At 53.4% G+C, this 20,739-nt stretch carries 29 protein-coding genes and 3 pseudogenes; 2 read left to right on the top strand and 30 right to left on the bottom strand.

What is annotated here, in order from left to right:
- The 3 genes from MKS11_RS26455 to traM form a co-directional block, all read right to left on the bottom strand.
- The coding region (locus MKS11_RS26455) for a hypothetical protein (protein ID WP_236904630.1) at window positions 1-94 on the bottom strand (94 nt) is incomplete at its 3' end.
- Window position 95: 1 nt separating this feature from the next.
- The gene (locus tag MKS11_RS26450; RefSeq protein ID WP_284109775.1) at window positions 96-659 is read right to left on the bottom strand and encodes a conjugal transfer protein TraJ; all 564 of its coding nucleotides are present in this window, start codon (window positions 657-659) and stop codon (window positions 96-98) included.
- A 206-nt stretch (window positions 660-865) separates the two neighbouring features.
- Complete coding sequence (traM, locus tag MKS11_RS26445) at window positions 866-1,258, bottom strand: conjugal transfer relaxosome DNA-binding protein TraM (RefSeq protein ID WP_004206766.1); 393 nt, start codon at window positions 1,256-1,258, stop codon at window positions 866-868.
- 505 nt (window positions 1,259-1,763) lie between these two features.
- On the opposite strand from traM, the gene MKS11_RS26440 reads away from it, so the two are divergent.
- A complete protein-coding gene (locus MKS11_RS26440; RefSeq protein WP_225375048.1) occupies window positions 1,764-2,171 on the top strand; it encodes a transglycosylase SLT domain-containing protein in 408 nt (135 codons plus the stop codon).
- Between the two features lie 37 nt (window positions 2,172-2,208).
- Here the strand turns inward: MKS11_RS26440 and MKS11_RS26435 are convergent, their stop codons facing one another.
- The 18 genes and pseudogenes from MKS11_RS26435 to MKS11_RS26345 all read right to left on the bottom strand — a co-directional run bounded on the left by MKS11_RS26435 (window position 2,209) and on the right by MKS11_RS26345 (window position 13,877).
- Entirely contained in the window at window positions 2,209-2,739 is a 531-nt protein-coding gene (locus MKS11_RS26435; protein ID WP_104458530.1) for an antirestriction protein, read from the bottom strand.
- A gap of 656 nt (window positions 2,740-3,395) precedes the next feature.
- On the bottom strand, window positions 3,396-4,229 hold the full coding sequence (locus tag MKS11_RS26430; RefSeq protein ID WP_104458529.1) for an N-6 DNA methylase: 834 nt from the start codon (window positions 4,227-4,229) through the stop codon (window positions 3,396-3,398).
- A 46-nt stretch (window positions 4,230-4,275) separates the two neighbouring features.
- Window positions 4,276-4,506, bottom strand: a complete 231-nt coding sequence (locus MKS11_RS26425; RefSeq protein ID WP_038990977.1) for a hypothetical protein — start codon at window positions 4,504-4,506, stop codon at window positions 4,276-4,278.
- Window positions 4,507-4,593: 87 nt separating this feature from the next.
- A complete protein-coding gene (locus tag MKS11_RS26420; RefSeq protein ID WP_038990975.1) occupies window positions 4,594-4,941 on the bottom strand; it encodes a hypothetical protein in 348 nt (115 codons plus the stop codon).
- A gap of 66 nt (window positions 4,942-5,007) precedes the next feature.
- Entirely contained in the window at window positions 5,008-5,388 is a 381-nt protein-coding gene (locus tag MKS11_RS26415; RefSeq protein ID WP_104458528.1) for a hypothetical protein, read from the bottom strand.
- Window positions 5,389-6,291: 903 nt separating this feature from the next.
- Window positions 6,292-6,411 carry a type I toxin-antitoxin system Hok family toxin gene (locus MKS11_RS26410; RefSeq protein WP_223156217.1) on the bottom strand — a complete coding sequence of 40 codons (120 nt, stop codon included), beginning with the start codon at window positions 6,409-6,411 and terminating at the stop codon, window positions 6,292-6,294.
- Window positions 6,356-6,508 (bottom strand): DUF5431 family protein, encoded by a 153-nt coding sequence (locus MKS11_RS27640; RefSeq protein ID WP_224230667.1) that lies wholly within the window; start codon window positions 6,506-6,508, stop codon window positions 6,356-6,358. Before MKS11_RS27640 ends, MKS11_RS26410 begins: the two co-directional genes overlap by 56 nt.
- A gap of 158 nt (window positions 6,509-6,666) precedes the next feature.
- Window positions 6,667-6,993, bottom strand: coding sequence for a hypothetical protein (locus tag MKS11_RS26400; protein WP_038992719.1), 327 nt, complete (start codon window positions 6,991-6,993; stop codon window positions 6,667-6,669).
- The gene (locus tag MKS11_RS26395; RefSeq protein WP_040107916.1) at window positions 6,990-7,718 is read right to left on the bottom strand and encodes a plasmid SOS inhibition protein A; all 729 of its coding nucleotides are present in this window, start codon (window positions 7,716-7,718) and stop codon (window positions 6,990-6,992) included. Before MKS11_RS26395 ends, MKS11_RS26400 begins: the two co-directional genes overlap by 4 nt.
- Window positions 7,715-8,146 carry a conjugation system SOS inhibitor PsiB gene (gene psiB / locus MKS11_RS26390; protein ID WP_038992715.1) on the bottom strand — a complete coding sequence of 144 codons (432 nt, stop codon included), beginning with the start codon at window positions 8,144-8,146 and terminating at the stop codon, window positions 7,715-7,717. Before psiB ends, MKS11_RS26395 begins: the two co-directional genes overlap by 4 nt.
- Before the next feature lie 44 nt (window positions 8,147-8,190).
- Window positions 8,191-10,191, bottom strand: coding sequence for a ParB/RepB/Spo0J family partition protein (locus MKS11_RS26385; RefSeq protein WP_040196882.1), 2,001 nt, complete (start codon window positions 10,189-10,191; stop codon window positions 8,191-8,193).
- Between the two features lie 68 nt (window positions 10,192-10,259).
- Window positions 10,260-10,508 (bottom strand): DUF905 domain-containing protein, encoded by a 249-nt coding sequence (locus MKS11_RS26380; RefSeq protein WP_004206771.1) that lies wholly within the window; start codon window positions 10,506-10,508, stop codon window positions 10,260-10,262.
- A gap of 48 nt (window positions 10,509-10,556) precedes the next feature.
- A complete protein-coding gene (gene ssb, locus MKS11_RS26375) occupies window positions 10,557-11,096 on the bottom strand; it encodes a single-stranded DNA-binding protein (RefSeq protein WP_104458527.1) in 540 nt (179 codons plus the stop codon).
- Between the two features lie 768 nt (window positions 11,097-11,864).
- Window positions 11,865-12,181 (bottom strand): annotated as a pseudogene (locus tag MKS11_RS26365) (hypothetical protein).
- 34 nt (window positions 12,182-12,215) lie between these two features.
- Window positions 12,216-12,470, bottom strand: coding sequence for a DNA polymerase III subunit theta (locus MKS11_RS26360; RefSeq protein WP_165454128.1), 255 nt, complete (start codon window positions 12,468-12,470; stop codon window positions 12,216-12,218).
- A gap of 193 nt (window positions 12,471-12,663) precedes the next feature.
- Entirely contained in the window at window positions 12,664-12,855 is a 192-nt protein-coding gene (locus MKS11_RS26355) for a hypothetical protein (protein WP_023340977.1), read from the bottom strand.
- A 42-nt stretch (window positions 12,856-12,897) separates the two neighbouring features.
- Window positions 12,898-13,404 (bottom strand): antirestriction protein ArdA, encoded by a 507-nt coding sequence (locus MKS11_RS26350; protein ID WP_117099053.1) that lies wholly within the window; start codon window positions 13,402-13,404, stop codon window positions 12,898-12,900.
- Between the two features lie 44 nt (window positions 13,405-13,448).
- Window positions 13,449-13,877 carry an antirestriction protein gene (locus MKS11_RS26345; RefSeq protein WP_047722632.1) on the bottom strand — a complete coding sequence of 143 codons (429 nt, stop codon included), beginning with the start codon at window positions 13,875-13,877 and terminating at the stop codon, window positions 13,449-13,451.
- A 488-nt stretch (window positions 13,878-14,365) separates the two neighbouring features.
- Between MKS11_RS26345 and MKS11_RS26340 the strand changes: the two genes are divergently transcribed.
- On the top strand, window positions 14,366-14,599 hold the full coding sequence (locus MKS11_RS26340; RefSeq protein WP_180808065.1) for a hypothetical protein: 234 nt from the start codon (window positions 14,366-14,368) through the stop codon (window positions 14,597-14,599).
- A 162-nt stretch (window positions 14,600-14,761) separates the two neighbouring features.
- On the opposite strand, the gene MKS11_RS26335 is transcribed toward MKS11_RS26340, so the two are convergent.
- The 9 genes and pseudogenes from MKS11_RS26335 to MKS11_RS26295 form a co-directional block, all read right to left on the bottom strand.
- Window positions 14,762-15,775: a hypothetical protein gene (locus tag MKS11_RS26335; protein ID WP_284109773.1), complete on the bottom strand. Its 1,014-nt coding sequence runs from the start codon at window positions 15,773-15,775 to the stop codon at window positions 14,762-14,764.
- A 141-nt stretch (window positions 15,776-15,916) separates the two neighbouring features.
- Window positions 15,917-17,296 (bottom strand): hypothetical protein, encoded by a 1,380-nt coding sequence (locus MKS11_RS26330; protein ID WP_101880745.1) that lies wholly within the window; start codon window positions 17,294-17,296, stop codon window positions 15,917-15,919.
- Between the two features lie 207 nt (window positions 17,297-17,503).
- A pseudogene (locus MKS11_RS26325) lies at window positions 17,504-18,270 on the bottom strand (hypothetical protein).
- Between the two features lie 53 nt (window positions 18,271-18,323).
- Window positions 18,324-18,743 (bottom strand): DUF1380 family protein, encoded by a 420-nt coding sequence (locus MKS11_RS26320; protein WP_104459166.1) that lies wholly within the window; start codon window positions 18,741-18,743, stop codon window positions 18,324-18,326.
- Window positions 18,744-18,752: 9 nt separating this feature from the next.
- The gene (locus MKS11_RS26315) at window positions 18,753-18,974 is read right to left on the bottom strand and encodes a hypothetical protein (RefSeq protein ID WP_065900147.1); all 222 of its coding nucleotides are present in this window, start codon (window positions 18,972-18,974) and stop codon (window positions 18,753-18,755) included.
- The gene (locus tag MKS11_RS26310) at window positions 18,974-19,675 is read right to left on the bottom strand and encodes a DNA methyltransferase (RefSeq protein WP_117099052.1); all 702 of its coding nucleotides are present in this window, start codon (window positions 19,673-19,675) and stop codon (window positions 18,974-18,976) included. Before MKS11_RS26310 ends, MKS11_RS26315 begins: the two co-directional genes overlap by 1 nt.
- Before the next feature lie 71 nt (window positions 19,676-19,746).
- Window positions 19,747-19,916, bottom strand: a pseudogene (locus MKS11_RS26305) (hypothetical protein); the annotation flags it as partial.
- A 195-nt stretch (window positions 19,917-20,111) separates the two neighbouring features.
- Window positions 20,112-20,342 carry a hypothetical protein gene (locus MKS11_RS26300; protein WP_001568040.1) on the bottom strand — a complete coding sequence of 77 codons (231 nt, stop codon included), beginning with the start codon at window positions 20,340-20,342 and terminating at the stop codon, window positions 20,112-20,114.
- Window positions 20,343-20,404: 62 nt separating this feature from the next.
- Window positions 20,405-20,739, bottom strand: a 335-nt coding sequence (locus tag MKS11_RS26295) for a plasmid partitioning/stability family protein (RefSeq protein ID WP_284109771.1), incomplete at its 5' end; no start/stop codon positions are given.

The raw sequence follows: 20,739 nt of genomic DNA, 5'->3' as shown, positions 1-20,739 counted from the left end.
CTTTATTGTAGGTGGGCCAGTTGGAGATTTTGAACTTTTGCTTTGCCACGGAACGGTCTGCGTTGTCGGGAAGATGCGTGATCTGATCCTTCAACTCAGCAAAAGTTCGATTTATTCAACAAAGCCATTGCTATATTTAAAACCTCTGAAATCTGATTGTGGGAGGCACCAAAAGAATATAGAGCCAGAGTCTCAATCTGAACATCAGTTAAAAAACCGACTGCATTTTTAAATTCGTTGAGTTTTTTTATAAAACCTGAGCGAACAGGAGACAGTAAAAAACCGCCTCGTTGAAGATGACAGAACTTCCACAGAGTGAACTCTGTTCCATCAAATGACATCCGTTCTATTATAAAATCCCATCGGTTCCCATTAATGGGCAAATTTTCCTCAACGAGCATTTTTCGATCGCCTGAGTAAACTTCTGCGTCAAGAGCTGACAGACGTAAAGAAGAGGAGATTTCCAAACGGTTAAACCATATGTTAACGTTAATATTGTGCAGAAAAGTTGTAGCGAAAGAATGATTGAAATGGGAAAAGGATCCATCACGGAGCCTTATACAAGCAGGATGGCTAGAAAGGTTGACAGTTAATTGCATTTCACGAAAGAAATCCAATTGACTACAGTTGGTGTTTTCAATACGATCCATCGAACACATAGGAGCCTCCTCAACAGGATTCTATGGGCAGCTGATGTGAAGGGGGCCAACCCTTCACATCAGCGATTCTCAAATTTTGTGAGACCTGAGCCTCTCAAACTATGATAAATGTAACCCACTTCCCTGTCACTAAAAATACGCAGATCATTCCGCTTTTATTTTTTATATTTTAGTTTAATAATCTAGATAACTTAATGTTGTGTAGTTTACTCTTCGTCACCATCTTCTGATTCTGGAAAGAATGTATCGACCACTTCTTTAGTGTCTTCCAGAATGTTATCAATCATAAATCGCCACTCAAATTTTTGGTTACCTGAGATATGTGGACTCAAACAAGAAATTCCCAAAATTTTGTTGGTTGCAAATTGTGTCTTCAAAACTGTTTCAAGCAAAACCTTATTGAAAGCCATCTGATTAAAGCCGCTTTCTTTCCTTTCCATTTGCGCTTCATAAACCCTCAAGCCTAACTCGACAAGCATCGTAGACACACTGGAAAAACTAACATCTTTCTCCCTGGCGCCCTCAGCTTTCCGTTTCTCCACAATGGCATTAATTTTTTCAGCAACTTCATCGCTAACATATGCCTGTATCTTTGCCATATCCATCCCTTAATATAAAAAGAAATCTTGATACTATTTACAGCCAACCGATTCAGACGATTCACCAACGATTCAATTCGCGATTCGAATCTAGATTCACCGCCTTGAAACTCGATTCATAAGGCGAATCACACCACGAATTGAATCTAGAGTCAATTCGCCAATAAAGCTAGATTTCATAAGGTTGATTCGTTACTGATTCACCCACGATTTATAAGTGAATCGTTAGCGATTTATCTGCGATTCATATTTATATTACATAATGAAAGATAGTGTAATTTAGTTGACCATAACTCTATGGTTTAAATAATAAATCTGCAAAATTTTAATTTTGCGTGGGGTGTGGTGATTTTGTGGTGAGGAGTGCATATCTGTTGAGTCTGGTTCTGGTCTGGGTTAACGTATTTGCAGGAACCGACCCGGAGGGAGTCTTTTGAGAAAACAACTGGTATTAGCTACCCTGCTTTTAATTTCCACACCTGCCTGGTCTGCGGATTGTTTTGATATGGCAGGACGGGACTATCGAATAGATCCCGATCTACTGCGGGCTATTTCATGGCAGGAGTCTAAATGGAAGGTGAATGCCATCGGGAAAAATCCAGGATCTGGCTACGGTGCCGGACTGATGCAGATCGACTCGCAACACCAGGGTGAACTGTCGCAGTACGGTATTAAACTGGGACACCTTCTGACTGATGCCTGTCTGAATATTTACACCGGTGCTTATTATCTGGCACTGGCTTTTAAAAAATGGGGAGTAAGCTGGGAGGCAGTCGGCGCCTACAACGCCGGGTTCCGGAGAACGGACAGTCAGGCCATACGACGACTGGAGTACGCCAGGAAGATTGAGGCCATCTACCTGGCTATCAAGAGAAATAAAAATGCCGGCCAGTCATCTTTAACAAAAAACTGAAGACCTCATTCATGAGGTCTTCAGAACAGGGAAGTGATTAATCAATTGCCCGCCATATTAAATGCCGTTCGGGATGCTGAATAATGCTGATATAATCCTTCAGTGCATCCTGCCGTGAAACCAGACGCCTGCAGATCTGGTCATATTGCGGCCCCATTTCAGCCACGTGCCAGGACAGCCTGTTCATAATCATCAGCGTGGCAATAATGCCTGCTGCATCGGCGCTGACCTCACCTTCGAAATAATTTCTCGGGATGCACATCCTGTAACGCTGCTCACCTTCTGGTGCGATATATCCGGTCTGCGTGGTAATGAACTGGATGCTGTTGGGTGCAATATTCCCGCCAACACCCTGTGGAATAACCCAGTAAGACCAGGAACCGCCGTCGTATTCAGAATGCTGGCGTAACCATCTCGCGGCCATATTATCGGCTAACGGCGTAAAAAAGAGGTCCGGGATAAAATCCAGGCGAGCTTTACCATTGGTGACGGCACAGCGCAGATATTTGTCTGTTTTAAACTGTTCGTCTGATTCACGAGTGGCGGTGTTGACTTTCATTGTGCGCATACTGATTTTCTCCTTCGCGGTTTATTAAAACGTTCGACTTCATCACTGAGCGGCGAAGGGCAATTTGCAGCCGACGGGGAGAAAATAAAGGGGCGCCTGGCGTTCATATACCCCTTTATTTTCGCCACGGCTGATGCTAAAAGCAGCCCTCCGCGAAAGATGAAGTCGGGCGATATCGAGCAGGAGTGAGAATGCGCACAACCCTGAACGTCAATCCGGTGTTTATCGGATTCACGTTCAGGCCCTGGAGTGGCGGGTATTTATCGCCACGGTGAGAGCGGCGCATCCTGATAAGGATGCAGCAAGCGAGATTTTGAATTTGCGTCAGGATGGAAGCCCGAAAGGGCAGAGACAGCTTACTGGCTCTGTTCACGACAGCCGTGTCCCGACAGGGACGACGCCCGGGTCAGTATTTATTTAATCTTTCATCAGAAATAAATAGCGGAAGAGATACACAGCAGAATATCGGAAGCGATGTAACAGGGATGAATAAAGAATATTGATGAGATACTACCGCGCCGGAGTAATACGGGCGGCGCGTAGCGCAGCCGGTATTATTCAGCGCCACAGGCGCTGCGGCCCTTCAGCGCTGTAGGGCAGGTTATCCCCTGCCCTACAGCGCTGAAGGGCAGGTTATCCCCTGCCCTTCCGGTTATTTACGCGGCCTCCTGTATTCCGCGCATAAAGTCCCGCATAGCCCTGAACCGGCGCAGATCTGTCAGTCGTTTTTCAAAGTCATTGAGGTAGAAAACCGGGGTATACCTTACCCGCCGGAGCTGCATCGTGAGCGTGTTGCCCGTCACCACTTCCGCGGCTATCCCCAGCAGTGACAGCTGGATGAAGGCCATATCTGCTGCCACCGGATCGATGTCAATGCAGCTGCCGAACATGTGCATGGAGGGGTTAATATCCGCTTCAAGCAGGCACTCTGCACAGGCGATCAGCATCCCTGCGGCCCCACACTCCGGATCGCTGACGGTGGCAATGCCTTCCCGGCGGATAGTGTCTCTGACGCCTGGCATCAGCATTCGCGCCATCAGACACTGCACCGAATACGGCGTAAAATACTGCCCGCGAAAGTTATCGCCCAGATCAAGCTCCATAAAAATCGCGCCGAGGAAATCATGAAATTTCGCCTCCAGCGCACACACCATCAGGCAGAACATTTCCTGCATGTTCGCGATGTCGGCGGCCTCGTACCGGGCGCAGATTTTCCGGCAGTGCTCCATGCTCTCCGGCGTTCTTATCCGGGCCATATCCAGCTCACTGGCGGCGAGTGACAGAAAATCACTGAACACTTCCCAGCGCCCCAGATGGCGGCCCGTATCCTTAAATACGCTGATGAAACGGCCCAGGCTGTACTGCGCGCTCATCATACGATCAACCGCAGGCACCTGTTCCGCGATCTGCTGCCCTGCCTGAATAACAGGGCTGTTATCCGCGGTTTCTCTGGCCAGATTGAACACATCGGCAAAATTCATCTGTGACATAGCATTATCTCCGCTGTTGCCGCTCCCGAAGGAGCGGCTCACCTTGTCAGTTACATGCGCGTTTGAGTTCAAGCGTGCGGAGCACCTGCCCGAAGGCGGTGTTGTTCATCGCGGGGATATGGACACCACGCCCCTTGCGAACGCTCCGGGCAATATGCCGTCCGAAAGCCTTCAGCACCGGGTCAATCTCCTGTGCGGCGATATCATCACGCAGGTTGCGCTGATGACGGCGGGGCTTTACAGCCTCAGTAGAAGGTGAAAGAATAGATAGGTTCATATGTACCTCTTAGTTAATTTGAACAGCCGTAAAAATCGTTACAGCGACTTTTACGGCATGGGCAAAGCAGGGTTTTCCCTGCTTTTTTCATTTCCGGAACAGGTTAAATTCCTCCTTAATGCGCGTTGTGATCTGCGCATGGCTCAGGTTGCACACATCCCACAGCCGGAAATATCTGGCTCCGTAGCGGGCATATATCTCTGTCACGTCACCGCAGACCATCTCCTGCAGCATGAACGTTTCCCACTCGCCGTTCTCACTTGTTGACCAGTTGAGCGGATACATCAGGCCCAGCGCGTCATGGAACGTGTGAACGTCGATTTCTGAGGGGGCTTTAACCGCTGCTTTCTGCCGGCTCAGCCAGTATTCGCGCTCTGATTCCGCTGTAGCCAGCATTCCCGGATGGGCTGAGGATTCGGTCAGGTGTAAGTTCAAACGTCTCTCCTTATGTGGATCACCGGCGGCCCCCGGACCGCCAGATGTTGGGTAAAAAAAGCAGACTCATGGCATATGGGGTTCAGCACGCATTGAGTCAGCAATGTATTTGCGTGCGTCATTCCACGCTTCCTTACCGGTATCACCATAAAGAAGCTCAACGAGTTTCCGGAACTGCAGCCACGGTTGAGCAACGCCGAAATGCACCTGCAGAACGTCCGCGTGCCAGTCAACCACTCCCGCCCCCAGGACGTTATCAGCCATACGCATCAACGTTCCCCATACCAGTTCACTTCTTTCGCTTTCTCTCAGGCGCTTGTTTTTAAGCTCCGCCAGATACATAAGGAGGCTTTTTTGCTCGCTAATCGCGTTGGCCAGAAGGTTTTCAACCCATCTTTCGGTAGATTCTTTGGTGGCGGTTTTGACGTTGACGTTCTGTGTGTTCATTCTGCTTTTCCTCTGGTCTGGTGGTTAATCCATCTCTCGGTGAGTTCCCTGGCGGCAAAGGGCAAAGGAGCAACGTCGTAAGGAGGAGAACAAGGGGCGGAGACAAAAAGTTTTTGCGGTCCCTGGCAAAAAGTTTTTGGCGGAGTTTATTTACCCCTTGGATGACGACACGGCGGTGCTACGACCAGCCCTCCGCCGGGGAACGGACGAGAGATGACTCACCAGGGGAAGGGATGAGAATGAACACACCCGACACGACGGAACGGCGTGGCGCCATCAGAGTGCCGGCATCGCCGGCACGGTGAAAGCGGCGCGACCGTTCCGGTCGCAGCAAGCGCTGCCGTTGACCTCAGACATCAGACACTAGCCGACAGGCCCGAAACCGCCTGGCGGTTCGGCGGAGCTTACCGCGTCTTTTCGCGGTTAGCGGAGTGTGGCCCGACGACTGAACCGCGCCAGCGGGTCAGGAGCCGAAGGTGTCCAGTGTTGTTATGCCTTTGACGTTAAGGCCTTAAAGGGTTTAACAGCAAAGACACAGCAGGGAGAAGAAGCAGGAAGACAGCGGGCAGCAAACAGGGAAGACGCGGAGAGGAAATGCGGGCGGCGCGTCAGCGCGGCCCGGTTTTCCCGCCGTGCAGCACGGAACAGGGAAAAATAGCCTTTCCCGGTAATAGCTAATGGATGCGTACATTAGCATTAACATGACCAGAGGGATGGAAAAGGGGCTACCGTCCTGCTCTGTTCCCCGCAGGGGAACTGCCCTTACCGGAAGTTGAGGCGTGCGGTCGCATCGGAAAGGAAAAAGGGGCTACCGGTGAACCGGCAACCCCTTCATAAAGGCGCTTCAGGCATGACAGACATCATCTCCCCTTAATGGCGGGGGTTTCCCCCCGCCGGGGTTAGCTACTTAGCGGATTCGTAAGCCATAAAAGCCGCCACCTCCCTGTTCGTGTCCCTGTACCGGATTTCACAGAGTGATTTCCGGGTGAGGTAAGTGAATATCAACAGTGTGAGGCACACTATTAATACGCACCCGAGCAGAGTGTTTCGCGGCAGTTTCATGGCCTTCTTCTCCTTGCCTCGCGGCATCTAAGAGGCTATCCTGATGTTGTCTAGGCATACAGGTGGCCTCGTGGGTTAATGAAAATTAACTACGGGGCTTTCTGCTTTCTGCCACACAACACGGTAACAAACCACCTTCACGTCATGAGGCAAAAAGCCTCAAGCGCCACCGCCAGTATACCTTACCCGCTGCCAGACTGACCAGGCATCGCGCCATCATCGTTCTGATTTGCCGCGAAAATACCCGGGTCTGCTCTCAAGCTCCCGCTCGATCAGCTCGTCGGCAAACAAGGGCGCAATCCTGTTGATGCGGCGCACCAGATTCCGGTGGCGGGCGGCGGCTTTCCGCTCGTCGCTCCAGCGCTTAATCTGCCTCTCGTCCAGAAAATCCACGCATACCGCATATCCCGCGCCCGCTACCCAGCAAGACATCACTTCTTCAGGTGCCGCCTGCCCTGCCTCCACGACAACGGAAACCAGCTCCTGTGGACCCGGGCAGGGCCTGTGCGGCAGTTTCCAGCGCAGGGAATAGCGCCACTTCATCCGTGGCTCCGGTGTGTCAGCTTGTTCGGGACCTGCCAGCGTTCTGCCTGACGCACAGACTCCGGCGTCTCTCTCACAATGAAGCTGATTTCATGCATGACACCATACAGCGGCTCCCCGGCATCCCGCAGCCAGTCCAGAGAGGCCAGCGAGGCATATCGCGATCGCCAGTGCCAGAAGGCAGGGGCAAGCTCACGCGCGTCAAACTCACCGGCCCACCGGCGGTACCAGCTGATGACCGTTTCCGGTGACTGGAAATTCAGCTCCGTGACGGCCTGTCCCAGCAGGTTCTGCCGTAATCGCCAGTGATGCACCATTGCGCGTTCTTCCCGACGCATCTTACGGGTAAAGGCGAGGCTGCTGCGCTGTTTCCGGCGCTCAGTCCGGCTGTGCTGCACCTCGGGGAACAGTTCGGCCTGAACATCAACCGGCAGCGGCAGCGGGCAGCACTCCCCGTGACTGGCAATCAGTGCATCGAGCGCCTCTTCCACCTGTTTAAGACTGCTCAGACGATGTTTCGGGTCCCAGTTCAGACCGGGAATGCGCTGCGCCACGGTCGTGTTCATACGGCTGTTCCCGGTCAGCAAGCGCAGGAAAGTACGCACGTGTGGCGCTGCAGACAGACGAGCACCGCGCTGGCGGGCATTCTCCACGGTCATGATGGCCTGCAGCGCAGCCTGCCGGGCAGGCTGCAGGGTGACAAGGGAACGGGACGAAGGGATCATTGTGCGCCCTCCTGTTCCAGCGTACTGATGATACTGGCGCAGGAATATCCGTCAGTATCGAGACACGCTATCAATGCTAGCGTGTGGGAGATCAACTCCGGGTTAAATGCTTCCATGCTGCGAACAACAGAGAACGGCTGGCCACCACGTGTCACAAAGACGATCATCCAGCGCTCACTCAACTCTCCGGGGCTGCAGACAGCGACATCAAAATGGCAATGGGCCGGAGAAAAGCGGATCTGAACCGGGAAAAAACCGCCAAACTCACTGCGATATTCACCGTTCACGGACCAGCCTGACGGCAGATGCAGAACACGCATCACTGCATGGGTCAGCTCACGGCGAAAATCTTCACCCGCAGCGCGGTAATCTTCCAGCTCGTCGATGGACATGGTTTTGAGGACGTCCAGAGTCAGTAACGTTTTCATCTTCAGTCTCCTTATCGCCGCCCCGCAGGGCGGCGTCTCCGTTATCAGGCTGCGTGTGAAGTCGGTTCGTCAGTGTCAGGGGCAGCATGTGCATCGTCCGGCTTTGCGGCATCCGGGGACTGCATCCAGCCCGGTACCCAGCGGGAGCCGGAGAGCCACTGTTCCGCATGGCTGGCAGCATCACCCTTCTTCATTTTTTCGGCATCCGAGGCGGCTCCGGTCAGCCCGGCCTCCTTCAGCGCCGCCACAATCTGGGCCTTGCTGAGCAACCCGAGGAAGTTATCCGCTGTCGGCTGCCACCAGTCGCGCAGATGAAATCCCAGCGCCGCCTCCACGCCATCGAGGTCACTGCGGCCGGTATGTCCACATTCACGGGTCTGAACACCGTCGACGGAACAGGCAGCACAGAAGGCCATCAGCGACATCAGGGTCTGCCCGTCGAGGGTAAAGAAGGTGGTGAAATCCTTCTGCCACCCCTCCGGCAGCAGGGCTTCCAGACGGGCTTTCTCCTGCATCAGATACCGCCATGCCTGACCTTCCTCTCCGGTCGGGGCTTCACTGGTCAGGCCGCTGTGATGCACCTCAAGGCGCAGGACGAACGGATGCCGGGTGGTGGTGCAGTAGTCAAACACGCAACTGCACAGCCGCCAGGCCATCAGGGCCACGGCTTTCTGTGGCTGCTTAACCAGTTCGGCCTGAACCGCCAGTGTCCTTTCTGAAGACATTTTTTTCAGCAACGGCATGCTGATGCCTTCTGCCGCATCAGGGATACTGCGGGTGACCACATGTACGGCAGCCTGATCGCCACCGTGTTCCCCGACGTCAGAGACCGCCGTCTGGATCTTCTTCTGGACACCACGCTGGACGCAAAGCTCACCGTCATACAGACTGACCACCACGCCACAGGCCGCTTTCTGCTCCGGTGTCCACGCCCGAACTGACGCCGCATTTTCAATCTCATCAATCAGCACCTGAATCGCGGCTTCATCCTCAAAGGTTTCCGTTGCCTCCAGCGTGGCGTACAGTTCATCAAGACGCTGTAGCTCCTCAGCGCTGAATTCCCCCTCCGGCGCCGGCAGCACCAGATAATGCTCGCGGTCATCGCCGTAGTTTCTGACGGAGCCCTCACGAGCCAGTGACCATGACCAGCCTTCCTGTTGTTCGATGGCCAGCGCAGCCGCCGCCAGCTTCTCCTGAACCAGACGCTCAACCAGTACCCCATCAGCCGTTCCGTCTCCCTCCTGGGCGCTGAACAGATCCTCACGCACCACGCCCCCGGCGGCCTCATACGCTTCACGACCGATAAACACGAAGCGGGAGTGGGTTACGGCGATTTCCGTATCCGTGATGGCCCGCTTCAGCAGGTGAGCGGGTGTGCTGCCGTATGAGGTTTTCACCTGGTCATACACCTGCACCTGACGTGCCGGGTCGCTCTCCAGACTCAGGGCCTGACACTGCTCCACGTCGAGTTTGTCCTCTGCCAGCAGGGTGATCAGTTCCGGGGCGAGGTTTGCCAGCTTCAGCATCCGCTGAACGTGACGGGCACTGTAGCCCAGCAGGTCCCCGATTTGAGCCGGGGTTTTCCCCTCTTCTGACAGGGTGCGGAACCCGCTGATTTGCTCTGCCGGATGCATGGCCACCCGCTGGTTGTTCTCGACCATCGAGGCAACCATCGCCAGGTCGTCACTGACACGCTTGGCGACAACGAGATACCCGGCATCGATGCGCTGCTCGCTGAGCAACTGTTGCAGGGCGGCAAGACGGCGGCCACCTGCAGCCACCCCTGACATACCGTCCGGCAGCGAGTGAACCACCAGATTCTGGATCAGGCCGATCGCCATGATGGAGTCAGCCATCTCCCGGACACTGTCAGCCGGATAGGGGATCGTGCGAACGTTCAGCGGGGATTTGACCAGCGCCGACAGCGGCACCATCTCAACCTGAGCAGCCTCAAGCGCGGCTTTCAGGGCGGCGGATTCGGCAGGGTTCACCGATTTTTTGCTGGTTTTAACCGGCGCTTTTGCTTTAGACTCGGTCACTGACATAATTGATTTCTCTCCGATATTGGTTAATGTCTGCCGGGCAGACCCATCTGCCCGGCACCTATTACGGCTTATTGCGTTTTGCGTACTCCGTAGTCCCGGATGTAACGGTTCATCATGTCCTCGCCGCCCGGTTCAAAATTCCAGACGCGCCAGACCATGCTGCCGTCATCCTGATGACGGACGACAAGGCGAAAATGGGTCCCCTGGTCATCTTCAATCGCCACATTCTGATACTGCGCGGCGACAATCTGAGCCTGCTCGCGGGTAAACGTGCCATCCGGCAGAGATTCAAGCGGGGACAAAACGTTATGGTCCATATGTTTCTCCTTCTCTGCCCCGCCTGAACGGGGCGTCTTCATCATGGTTTAAAAGGGCGCGTCGTCATCCATTGGAGGGAAATCATCCGGGAGTGGCTGAGGCGGTTGCTGAGACGGAGCCGCATCCTGACGGCCTTTCTTACCGCCCTTCGCTTTCGGGGATTTAGCCGGTGCCTGAGCAGGTTGTGCCGGGGTGGCAGGACTCTGCGGCGCGGCGCTCTCAGGCACACCGGATTCACGGCGGCCGCCGAGCATCTGCAGGGTGCCGTTCTGGCCGACCAGCACCTCGGTGACGTAGCGCGTGACTCCGGCATCGTCCTGCCAGTTGCGGGTGCGCAGCTGGCCCTCGATGTAGACCTGCGCACCTTTACGCAGGTATTCGCCCGCCACTTCCGCGAGCTTGCCGAACATGACAACACGGTGCCACTCGGTGTTTTCGCGCATCTCTCCCGTCTGCTTGTCACGCCATGTTTCAGACGTGGCCAGCGTCAGATTGGCCACTGCGCCCCCGTTGGGCATGTAACGCACATCCGGTTCCTGTCCCAGATATCCGACCAGAATGACTTTGTTAACGCCACGTGCTGCCATGATGAATCTCCTTACTCTGTTGTTTTGTCTTTAAAAACCATCACCCGTTGAGTTGTCGGGGCCGCGGTTTTGACTTTGTGCGGGGACCTGCTGAACCTGCCCCCTGGTTGTTACCTTCACCCGTTTGAGAGCCGTTCGCCGCAAGGGCAAAGACGCCACGGCCTGACGCATCTGTCCGGGGCAGGACACAAAAGTTTTTGCGGTTCCATGCAAAAAGTTTTGTGGACTGTTCATTACACCCTGGACAGCCAATGCGACAGGTTGTGGCTATGTCAGCCCGGGCGAATGGACTCAAACGGGTGATTCGGGTACCAGGGGAAAGGAGCAGGCATCCGCCGCAACGACGGAACGCGCGGGCGCGAAACGGCGTTGCCCTGCAGAGTGCCGGCAGTCCTTCGCCGGCACGGTGAAAGCGGCGCGACCGTTTCGGTCGCAGCAAGCGCTGCCGTTGACCTCAGACATCAGACACTAGCCGGCAGGCCCGAAACCGCGTAGCGGATTCGGCGGAGCTTACCGCGTCTTTTCGCGGTTAGCGGAGTGTGGCTCGACGACTGGACAGCGCAGCTGGCCGGGAGCCGAAGGTGTCCAGTGTGGGTGTGCTTTTAAAGCCTTTAAGGGTTAAAAAGAGGCATCACAGCAGGAAGAGAAAGAGAAAGCAGACAGACAGCAGTGAGCAAACCGGAAACGTAAAGATGCAGGCTGGAGAGAATATGTTTTCATGCCGCCGGAAAGAAGCCATGATAAACCGGCGGCATACCAGACGGGGCGTCAGGAACGGAGCTTATTTTCCTTCCTGAACTGCGCAACGCTATACCAGACAGAAGCCAGGAAAGCGAAAACGGTGATCAGGACACGAAATTCGTCACCCGGCTCTTTCCCCTTCAGCATCAGCGTTATGATGATGCCGGCAACGATAATCCACGCCATGCCACTCCAGAGGCGCAGCTTATCCGCCACGACATTAATCAGGATAAAAGCAACGGCCAGGATCCCCCCCACAGAGCCGGTACCGGCTGAAACGGAATAAAAAACAGGTTAATACCGGTTAAAAGCGTCACGGCTGCAAACATCAGAGACATACGCATAAAATTTCCTCCCTGGACACACTGACGATAAGAATCACTTCTGCTGCTCATCTCCGGGTTTATTATATTCGGGCGCATTTGCGCGCGGAAGCTGCTGACTGTTCAGCCGATGTACGCGGAGCCGTTCACGGAAATACTGGCGAAGGTGTTCAGGCTGTTCCCGTTCAACAAGTTCCGGCATGACGGGCTTGTTCATGCGTTCCTGCCAGGCAACGGCAGCGGCCACCTTATCGACGGCAACGTTGTCCTGCTCCTCTTTTGGAAAAGAGGCGATATTCCACTTTGACATATGCATCACCGGTCTGCTTTACAGGAATATATCCCTGATAATACGCGTATTCCCGGGCAACGGCGACTGACAACGGAGAGGAGAGTGCGCGGCGCCGGAGGCGCGGCGATGTATCTCTCCGGCAGGCGCAGCCTGCCAGGGTTTTGCGCGCGGACTGACAGGCGCCCTCCGGCCCGGACGCCTGCCATCGAGCTTACTGGCCCTTGCCGCCCTGTAAGATGAAGTGTCCGCCAATGTAGACGGCACACTGACAGGTCATGTATTCGCAGATTTCATCCATCACCTGGGCGGTGGTCAGTTCCCGCTGACCGGCATCGCGGCGGCGGGCATTAATCAGGGCTTTGTACTGTCGCAGGATATCGCGGCTTTGTGGTGCAAGTTTCATGTGCTTTCTCCTTAACCGGCGGGCTTCCCCGCCGGATAGTAATCAGTTGCTGAATACATAGCCTTCATGGAAGACATAGCCGCTGCTGAACAGATCCCGCGCGTAAGCCTCATAATCGAAATAGACGCGCAGGGATTCAGGCACCTCGTTTAACAGGCCGTGATCCTCCACAAAGCCATAAGCAAAATCCTCCTCGCTTTCAGCCTCGCCACAATACGCATCATCAAAGGCGTCATAGTCGCACTCGCCGGTATATTCCGCCCAGGCCACAAACGCGGCGGCGCGTCCTTCGTCCTGCGCCTGCCGGAATGCCTCGATAAACGCCCACTTAACAGAGGATTCAGAGGCAAACTGAGACGGGATCCCTTCCCAGTCCTGAAACATAAACTCGGGGTCATCCTCGGCGGCATGCAACGCCCGGCAGGCGTCATAAAATTCGTCTTCGTCGTCGAAATCGGTTAAATCAAACCATTTGCCAAAAATACTGCCGCCGTTGTACTGGTGATATGTGCCCACGTAGACGGCCGGAACGGTTACTGATGAATTCATTTTTTCGTCTCCCTGCGGGGCGGCATGGCCGCCCCGGTCGTTAATCAGTCCAGCGCGGCGTAAATGGCACTGCATTCCGGGTGAAAGGTAATGTGATTCCAGAGCTGGGCATCACGCAGCATATAAAGGCGGGTCAGGGCCGGATTACTGCTGTCATGATTTGCCGCCAGACGACGGTTAACGGCCAGCGATGTCAGAATAATGCCCGCTGCGTCGGCGCTCACAATGCGGTCAAACCAGTTTTCACTGTTGACCAGATGAACCCGGCCACAATCCGGCATCATGTAACCGCCGCCCTCTGGCAGCCGGATAAAGTGCCAGAACTCACTGCTGTATTCAGGCATCCATTGTTTCGCCAGCGCATACACCTGCAATTCTGCGAGCATGAAATCCGTGCCGAACAGGTACGGCATAAAAGACAGGCGGTCACACTCTTCAACATTCAGGACGGGGCGTGTTGTCACATACTGCATGGTAAAACCTCCGTAATCACATGGACTGCGGCACCGGGTTGTGCCGTGCCGACACGTCAGCCCGGCGGAAAGCGGAAGATGCAGGGGCGACACCGGAGGCCGCAGCGCAGATAAAGCGCGAAGCGGGTCTGGACGGTTTTCGAGCGAAACCTGAGCGAGAAAACGACGGGAAGAACGGCGAGCATCATAAAAAAACTGCGACCGGGCGAGGATGGCGGCGTCAGCGAACCCTTGCATCTGCAGCAGCCGGGCTAAAGTGAAGGCACGGCACTACCCGTCGCGATGCAGGAGGTTGAATACAGGGTTTCTCTCCCCCGTTTTTCGACCACAGGGAGAAAAGCGGAAGCAGATGTCGCAACGCGACAGACGCAGCAATAAGGCAACTGTTCGGAGGGATGGGGCCGGGTGGACGCAGAGCCGGCACGGCGACATCCTTATCGCACCAGTCCTCCTGTGCCGGCAGGCTGAGGACATAATGGGGCGAGCTGATGCCAAAAGTCTATGAAGCCCTGCAGATGGAAGCGCGGAAAAAAACTGAACAGCCCGGCTTCGCCTCGCTGTTGAAAGGATTCCTGCGTACGGAACCGTATAAATGCATCTTCTGTGGCAACCGGCTTCGCTTTGTCAGTGCACAGGCCGGCAGGCATGCCACGGAGTTAGTGGCGGAAAGGGTCCACAGGATCGCCAGAAAACTATGGCTTCTGACACTGGCCGCAGGATAAGTGCGCCCGAAAAATGGTTTTCCGGTTAAAAACACACCGAAAACAGCATCTTATTTCCATAGTTTCCCCGACAACACATCATCACTGCGTTTCGGGATCCTGTGTTCAGGATCAGTGATTTTTTAAAACGTTTATCCAAATCCCTAACCATAGAGAAAAATATTAAATAACAATTGATTGAATCTTTTCCTTTAATGTATTGAAGGATTCGTCGTCATTTATAAGTAATATTTCTTGATTTTTTAGATAATTTTTTTTAACATAATCAGAGTAATCGTATAGTGATTTTACTAAAACACAGTCATTCATTTCGGTTATATATTTAAGTTCGTCGTTTTCTATAACTAATCGTGCGCTGCACAAATAGTAAGAAACAAAACCATGAAATAATAAATTGAAGTTCTCATACCAATTTTGTTCATTTAATAAAAACTTAAACTCATTAAATATATTTTTCCGTTCATCCTCAAGCTCCTTGTATTTTTTTCGTCCCGCGATATCACCCTTTGGCAAGGAAAGTTTCATTGCATTTAAGCGGGTATTTCCCGTAGTGACTTCTTCATTGACTAACTTAAATAGTTTTGATTTTATTTCTTCAAAATCCGACTCACAAAACCTCTTCAAAGCGTAAGATAACTCATCCGCAACAACCTGATTTCTATATACTTTAACACTACGTTCACCTTCAAATGGATGAGCAAAAGAACCATCCCTTAAATTTTTAAACCCCTTAATATTTTTGATTTTTTTTATATATTGGAAAATTTTCAGTTCACTCTCTTCACGTGAAATCCTTATTTTTTCGTCTTTTACTGCCCCTGTAAATCTCTGGTGTGTTTCTGATAATTTTTGAAATTGAATTATTAACAACCCAATAAAAGGTTCTAATCTCATCCTTGTTACCCCTTTGGGGTCGGCTGAAAAACTTATTATTTTTTTGTCATTACCCATTATCGAAAGGCTAACATAAACTGATGATATATTAAGTATCGTATGGTATATGGAAGTTATTGACAAATAATAATTCAACCTATCTTCATATTTTTTAAATTCAGCAAGGATATTTTTCCCTTTAACCGAACCATTTAACAATTCATGCACTTCACCAAATTTAGAATTTGAATAATTTATGAGGATTAACTTTATTATCTCTTGCTCTTTTTCTTTAAATCTCATGTTTTCTTCTTATTAAATATTCCTCTGAGGCTGCCCAGAGAATGACCCAACCTACTGTTACAATAATGATTGCCGTGTCGTTCGGACAAATCGGTGAACCGACTGCGGCAAGAGCCGCCTTGAACACCATGGTGGCATCCACTACCCGCCTTGATTAAGCTTCCATCCTCTTCGCAGAACATCGTCAAGAAACTCATCCCGTTTTAATCCCGGCGATTGACCTGCTTCGTTAATAATGGCGTTCAGTGTTTTTCTGGCCAGAATACGTGCTTGCAGAATGTGTTCACCTGAAATTTTCTCAAGCGTATTGCCGTGCACATAGTTACTACGTACTCTATACAAGTCGTTTAGCTTCTCTGTGACAGATGCATCATTAAGTAACCCCGCCAACCTGTATTTTAATCTACCAGTACCTCCAAGATTTTTCAGCTCTTTTTCCAGTGACCTATTCATCGATTTTTCGCCAACACAGGCGTCAATCACGACAATATGAGCCAGGAACTCGTCAACGCCATCGGACCGAAACGCTTTCACAAATTGATGTCGAGCCGCCACATTGATGAGGCCATTGGTTATGGCCGTTTCAAGGCGCTCGAAGACGGGAGTGTCAACAAAGGGCATCAGTTGGTCACTGGTCAGACTGTAATTGTATTCGTAGGGAGCCTCATACTCGTGCCAGCCCGTATTTTCATCCTGATATGTATAAGGTATCAAGGTGAGTGAGGCGGCTGACGGGATGGGAGGTTGTTGCCAAAAAATATCGTCTGAGAGCGTATGCACCCAAGGGATATCGAAGGGGCGCCAGTGGTACTCTTCGTTAAGTTGCCATTCTTCCCAAATGGCCAACAGCAATAAGAAAATGGCACCTTCCACGGCTTCCGGATAATGGTATTTGTAGGGATAGACCGTTCCTGGAATTTCCTTATTTGTATTCCAAAACCAGTAGCGTTCAGCAAATTCTGCACACAGCGCCTCATCATGACTGACCACCAACCACAAAAACTGCGATAACCCCGTAGTATCTGCAGGTACGTACCCCGGCTGTCTTTGCTGCGGCAAAGAATTCAGCAGCTCATCCAGCTCACTTCTACTGAATCGTCTGATACTCGCGTTGGCCGTTTTAATTTGCGGTATATCGCCAGCGCAATCGAGCGGGCAGAGATAGATATGATGCGCGTGGCGCTTCATCAATGCCTCGTAGCAGTGTGTGGCCGTCTCAGATCTATCCGTGGCGGCGAGCGAAGAGCCGGTAGGAAACAAGCAGGGAACCCCAAGTTTTTGGAGTCCACAAAGCAGAAATGGATCAAGGAGATTTCCTTTGATTTTGGCATAGCAAAGCTTATCTGCCGTGTTCCGAAGAAACAGAAATTCGGGTGATTTAAGTATGGTGTTGTTGTCCATGCCCGACGGCAGCTGCCATACGCAGTTAAATGCCGCGATAAATTCGTCCGGTATTGTCGCTGTCATTGCCGCCCTACCCGATGCTGATAATGTTCTGGAGTATACCGCGATAAACTTCATAAATACTTCCAGGATGAATCGTTCGTTGATCGTTCAGACTTTGACACCAACTGCATGGCAGAAATCACGGCAGAACGGTTATTGAAGGTGTTTAGCGACATTACCGCTCTTCTTACACCGATTTTCATGGTCAGGAAATTTTTAAAACACTTTCCCAGTTTCCTAATCATCAGGGGAGGGTCCCCCCTCCCCTGACGCTCCGGGCTGTCACTCCTGAGTTCTGATGACGCGGGCCTCTCTCTCCATTACCCTTAAAACCCGGCGATCAAACCAGCGCCGGAAAGGAGTGTCCGTAAAACACAGCTGATCAGTAATAACCCCTGCGCTCCTGATATTTTCCTCCCGCTCGTTAACCAGGGTGAGCAGATCCGGGCAGAATCGCGCATCGCGAATCAGGATGGCATCGTGGACCTTATCCAGCCTGTCGGTCTCGTCTTAGTCCAGCCAGTTATCATGATCATACTCATCGGCCAGCAAGCGCCAGTCACCGATCCGCCTGTCCATCAGACGAGGAGTGACGGACGGCGTCAGCGCGGCGGCGATGCGCTTCGTATCCCGGTGGACGATTTCCGTTATCTGCGTGAGGGAGGCTTTCAGGAAGGCCAGCAGATCGTCACATTCCGCCGCCGTCAGCCACTCCTGAGCGTAAGGCAGGCGGATAACCTGACAGTCAGCCAGTCGCTCCGGATGCGGATATGCCTGCACCGGAAAGAGATGCAGACGAGCCGGGGTTCCCGCCAGCCGCCGGGCACTGGCGAGCAACAACGCTGCCCGGCCATACGTCAGCGGCTGACAAAGCTGTTCTGTAAGCGTGAGGATTTCCATGCCACTGAGAGAGCCGCAGGCGGCGAGCCAGCCGGGTACGGTTCGGGTGCGACGGGCGCCATATCAACAGCATCGGGCCAGCCAGCCTGGTTCAGCATCCGGTCGCCGTGACGCAGAATAAGCGCGTTAAGGGTTTCATTTTTCATCATTATCGTCACTGTTCGGGGTATATCGCCCCGCAGCGTGGAGGGGCGATCTGCTGTCAGCTTTTCAGTAATGCGCGCACTTTCGCTGTATCCGCCAGGCGGCGCATTACGCTTTCCGGCACCGGTTGATTGCGATCCCGTGCGGCCCATTCCCTGTCCCACAATGCCTGTTCGGCGGTAATCAGCAGGGTTTCAAGCAGGTCAACCGGCACAGTCACCCTCTGCCCGCTCTCTTTCACCTGGTCTATCAGTGCCATCACCAGGCTGGCTGATACGCCCGACTCAAGCCGTTGTTCTTCCGGAATAGCGTCCATGCGTTCCAGTACTGCCCTTACGTCCTGCTCTGAAAAGGAATATTCCATCCCGTCAGCCAGCGCTTCAATATCCGCCGGGGTCCAGATAATCAGGTTCAGCGGGGTTTCTGCGGGATATTGCTCACTCAGCATCCTGCAAAGATCTTCACGGATTCCGTACATATTCTCTCCTCAGTCCAGAAAGCTTTCATCGAGCATCAGGGCAATATTGAACGCCTCATCCATCAGGACGCTGAGACGTCGCAGACTGATACCGGCAAGCCGTTCCGCCAGTCCGTCGTACCGGTAGTGGTACGTGTCTTCCAGCACTTTCAGGGAGGTTTTCAGGTCGCAAAGATTGTTCGCCAGCCCCGCCATGTCGCGGCGCAGGGCTTCGTGTCCGTCGTAATTCATTACGCGGCCTCCGGGAGCCATTCATCGTTCGCCGCGGGGGTATTGACGGCCCGGTGCATGGCGGCCAGTCGTTCGGTTCCGGCCCGGTGGTACTGCGCCAGCATTTCGATGCCGATATAGCGGCGTCCGGCGCGGTATGCAGCGACGCAGGTCGAACCGCTTCCGGCAAACGGGTCGAGAACAATCGCGCCCGGGGCGCTGAATGACTCAATCAGCGGCTGTAGCGCCTCCACCGGTTTCTGCGTCGGATGCAGGGCATTACCGGTATACGGGAAAGGCAGCAAATCCGGCAGCGGTTTAAGGGGCGGCACGGGACGGCCTTTGGCAAGGACATAAGCCCCTTCATGGCAGTAGTCCACGAATCCGCGACGGTCTTTCGCATTACGGCGGTTGGAAGCATAGGTTTTGGTGAACACAAGCTGGCCCACCGCATAGAACCCCGCCGCCTTCCATGCGGCCATAAAGCGGTCCACACGGTTCCAGCCGTAGAAACTGACCATCAGGGCGTCTTTTTTAAGGACGCGGTACATCTCCAGCGTTGCCGGTTGCAGCCATTCGTCCGTCACATCCCCGGCAATCTGTCTGCCCTGACGGTCCTTAAAACCGACGAGGTAAGGCGGATCGGTCACAATAAGGTCAACGGCACGGTCGGGGAATCCGCGCATCACATCAATACAGTTCCCGAGAATGAATCTGGACATGGCAGCACTCCTGTAGTCTGAGGGGGCAGGAGGCATCACCGCGATACCGTTCCCTGCCGCACGCTGCCTGTTCATCGCGTCCGGTCACGGGTCAGGCCGACCGTGGAATACCGCAGCCGTCCGTCTTTTCGACGGCAAGGATATGCCGCGAAAGCGGCTTGAAGGGCGCTCCTTAAAAGGGCGAGGGACTGGCGTACACTCTCAACGACGCCGGGCCGGAGCGGAAAAACCGCCCGTCCCGTACCAGACCGGATGCGAGACACTGGCAGCGGGCGGCAGGCTTGCGTTAACTCCAGGCGAACGGGGAATTACCGGCATACCTGTCCACAAATCCGGGGCTTAAAATTGTGGATAACCTGAAGGCAAACGACGGAGAAGCGCGGGAGAACAGACGCCACCACGTCTGTTCTTTTTTTGAACAACCGGAAAGTTTGTATCAGCGGTTCAGGGATTTATCCCCGGCCAGGGACAGGCCAATATAGACGCCAGCCCCCCAGATGACCTGCGACAAAATGAAAACCCACTGCGGAACGTCGAAAACCAGAAGCGGAAGCAGACATACCGTCACAATGCCAATCAGCCGGCTGCCAAATTTTCTTCGCACCGGTTCACTGCTGTCGACGGGAATGCGGGCGAGACGGAGAACATTTCTGAATCCTGGTGACATGAGAACCTCCCTGGGATGCCAGTCATTTGAAATCGGTGTAGTAGTGGATGTGATTCGTACTGTTAGTCGCCGAATGCACGCCGCATATTTTTCTTTATTTCCCGGGTATCCGACCCGGACACCGGCGCGGCAGATGCTGCCGGCGTATCCGGTACTGCAGCTGCAGCCCTGTTCACGTCAGCGGTGCCGGCCATCTGCTGAACCAGTGCCTGCAGCTCACTGACCGAGGTGGGCGGTACCGGCATACTGGCCAGCAGCCGCGGCAGTTCCGGCGCCGTCGTGTGGAGGGCAAGACCGGTGATAATCAGGTTTCTCAGCAGATCCCCACGCAGACGGGATGACGCTTCCGTCAGCACACTTTCCACCCGTTCCCCACTCCGGCCATTCTGAAGCGTCA

The sequence above is a fragment of the Klebsiella sp. K5-45 genome (assembly GCF_030128605.1).
In the GTDB taxonomy this organism is placed as follows: Bacteria; Pseudomonadota; Gammaproteobacteria; order Enterobacterales; family Enterobacteriaceae; genus Klebsiella; species Klebsiella quasipneumoniae.
Note: the sequence above shows the minus strand (reverse complement) of the source record. Positions and strands in the feature narration are given on the sequence as shown.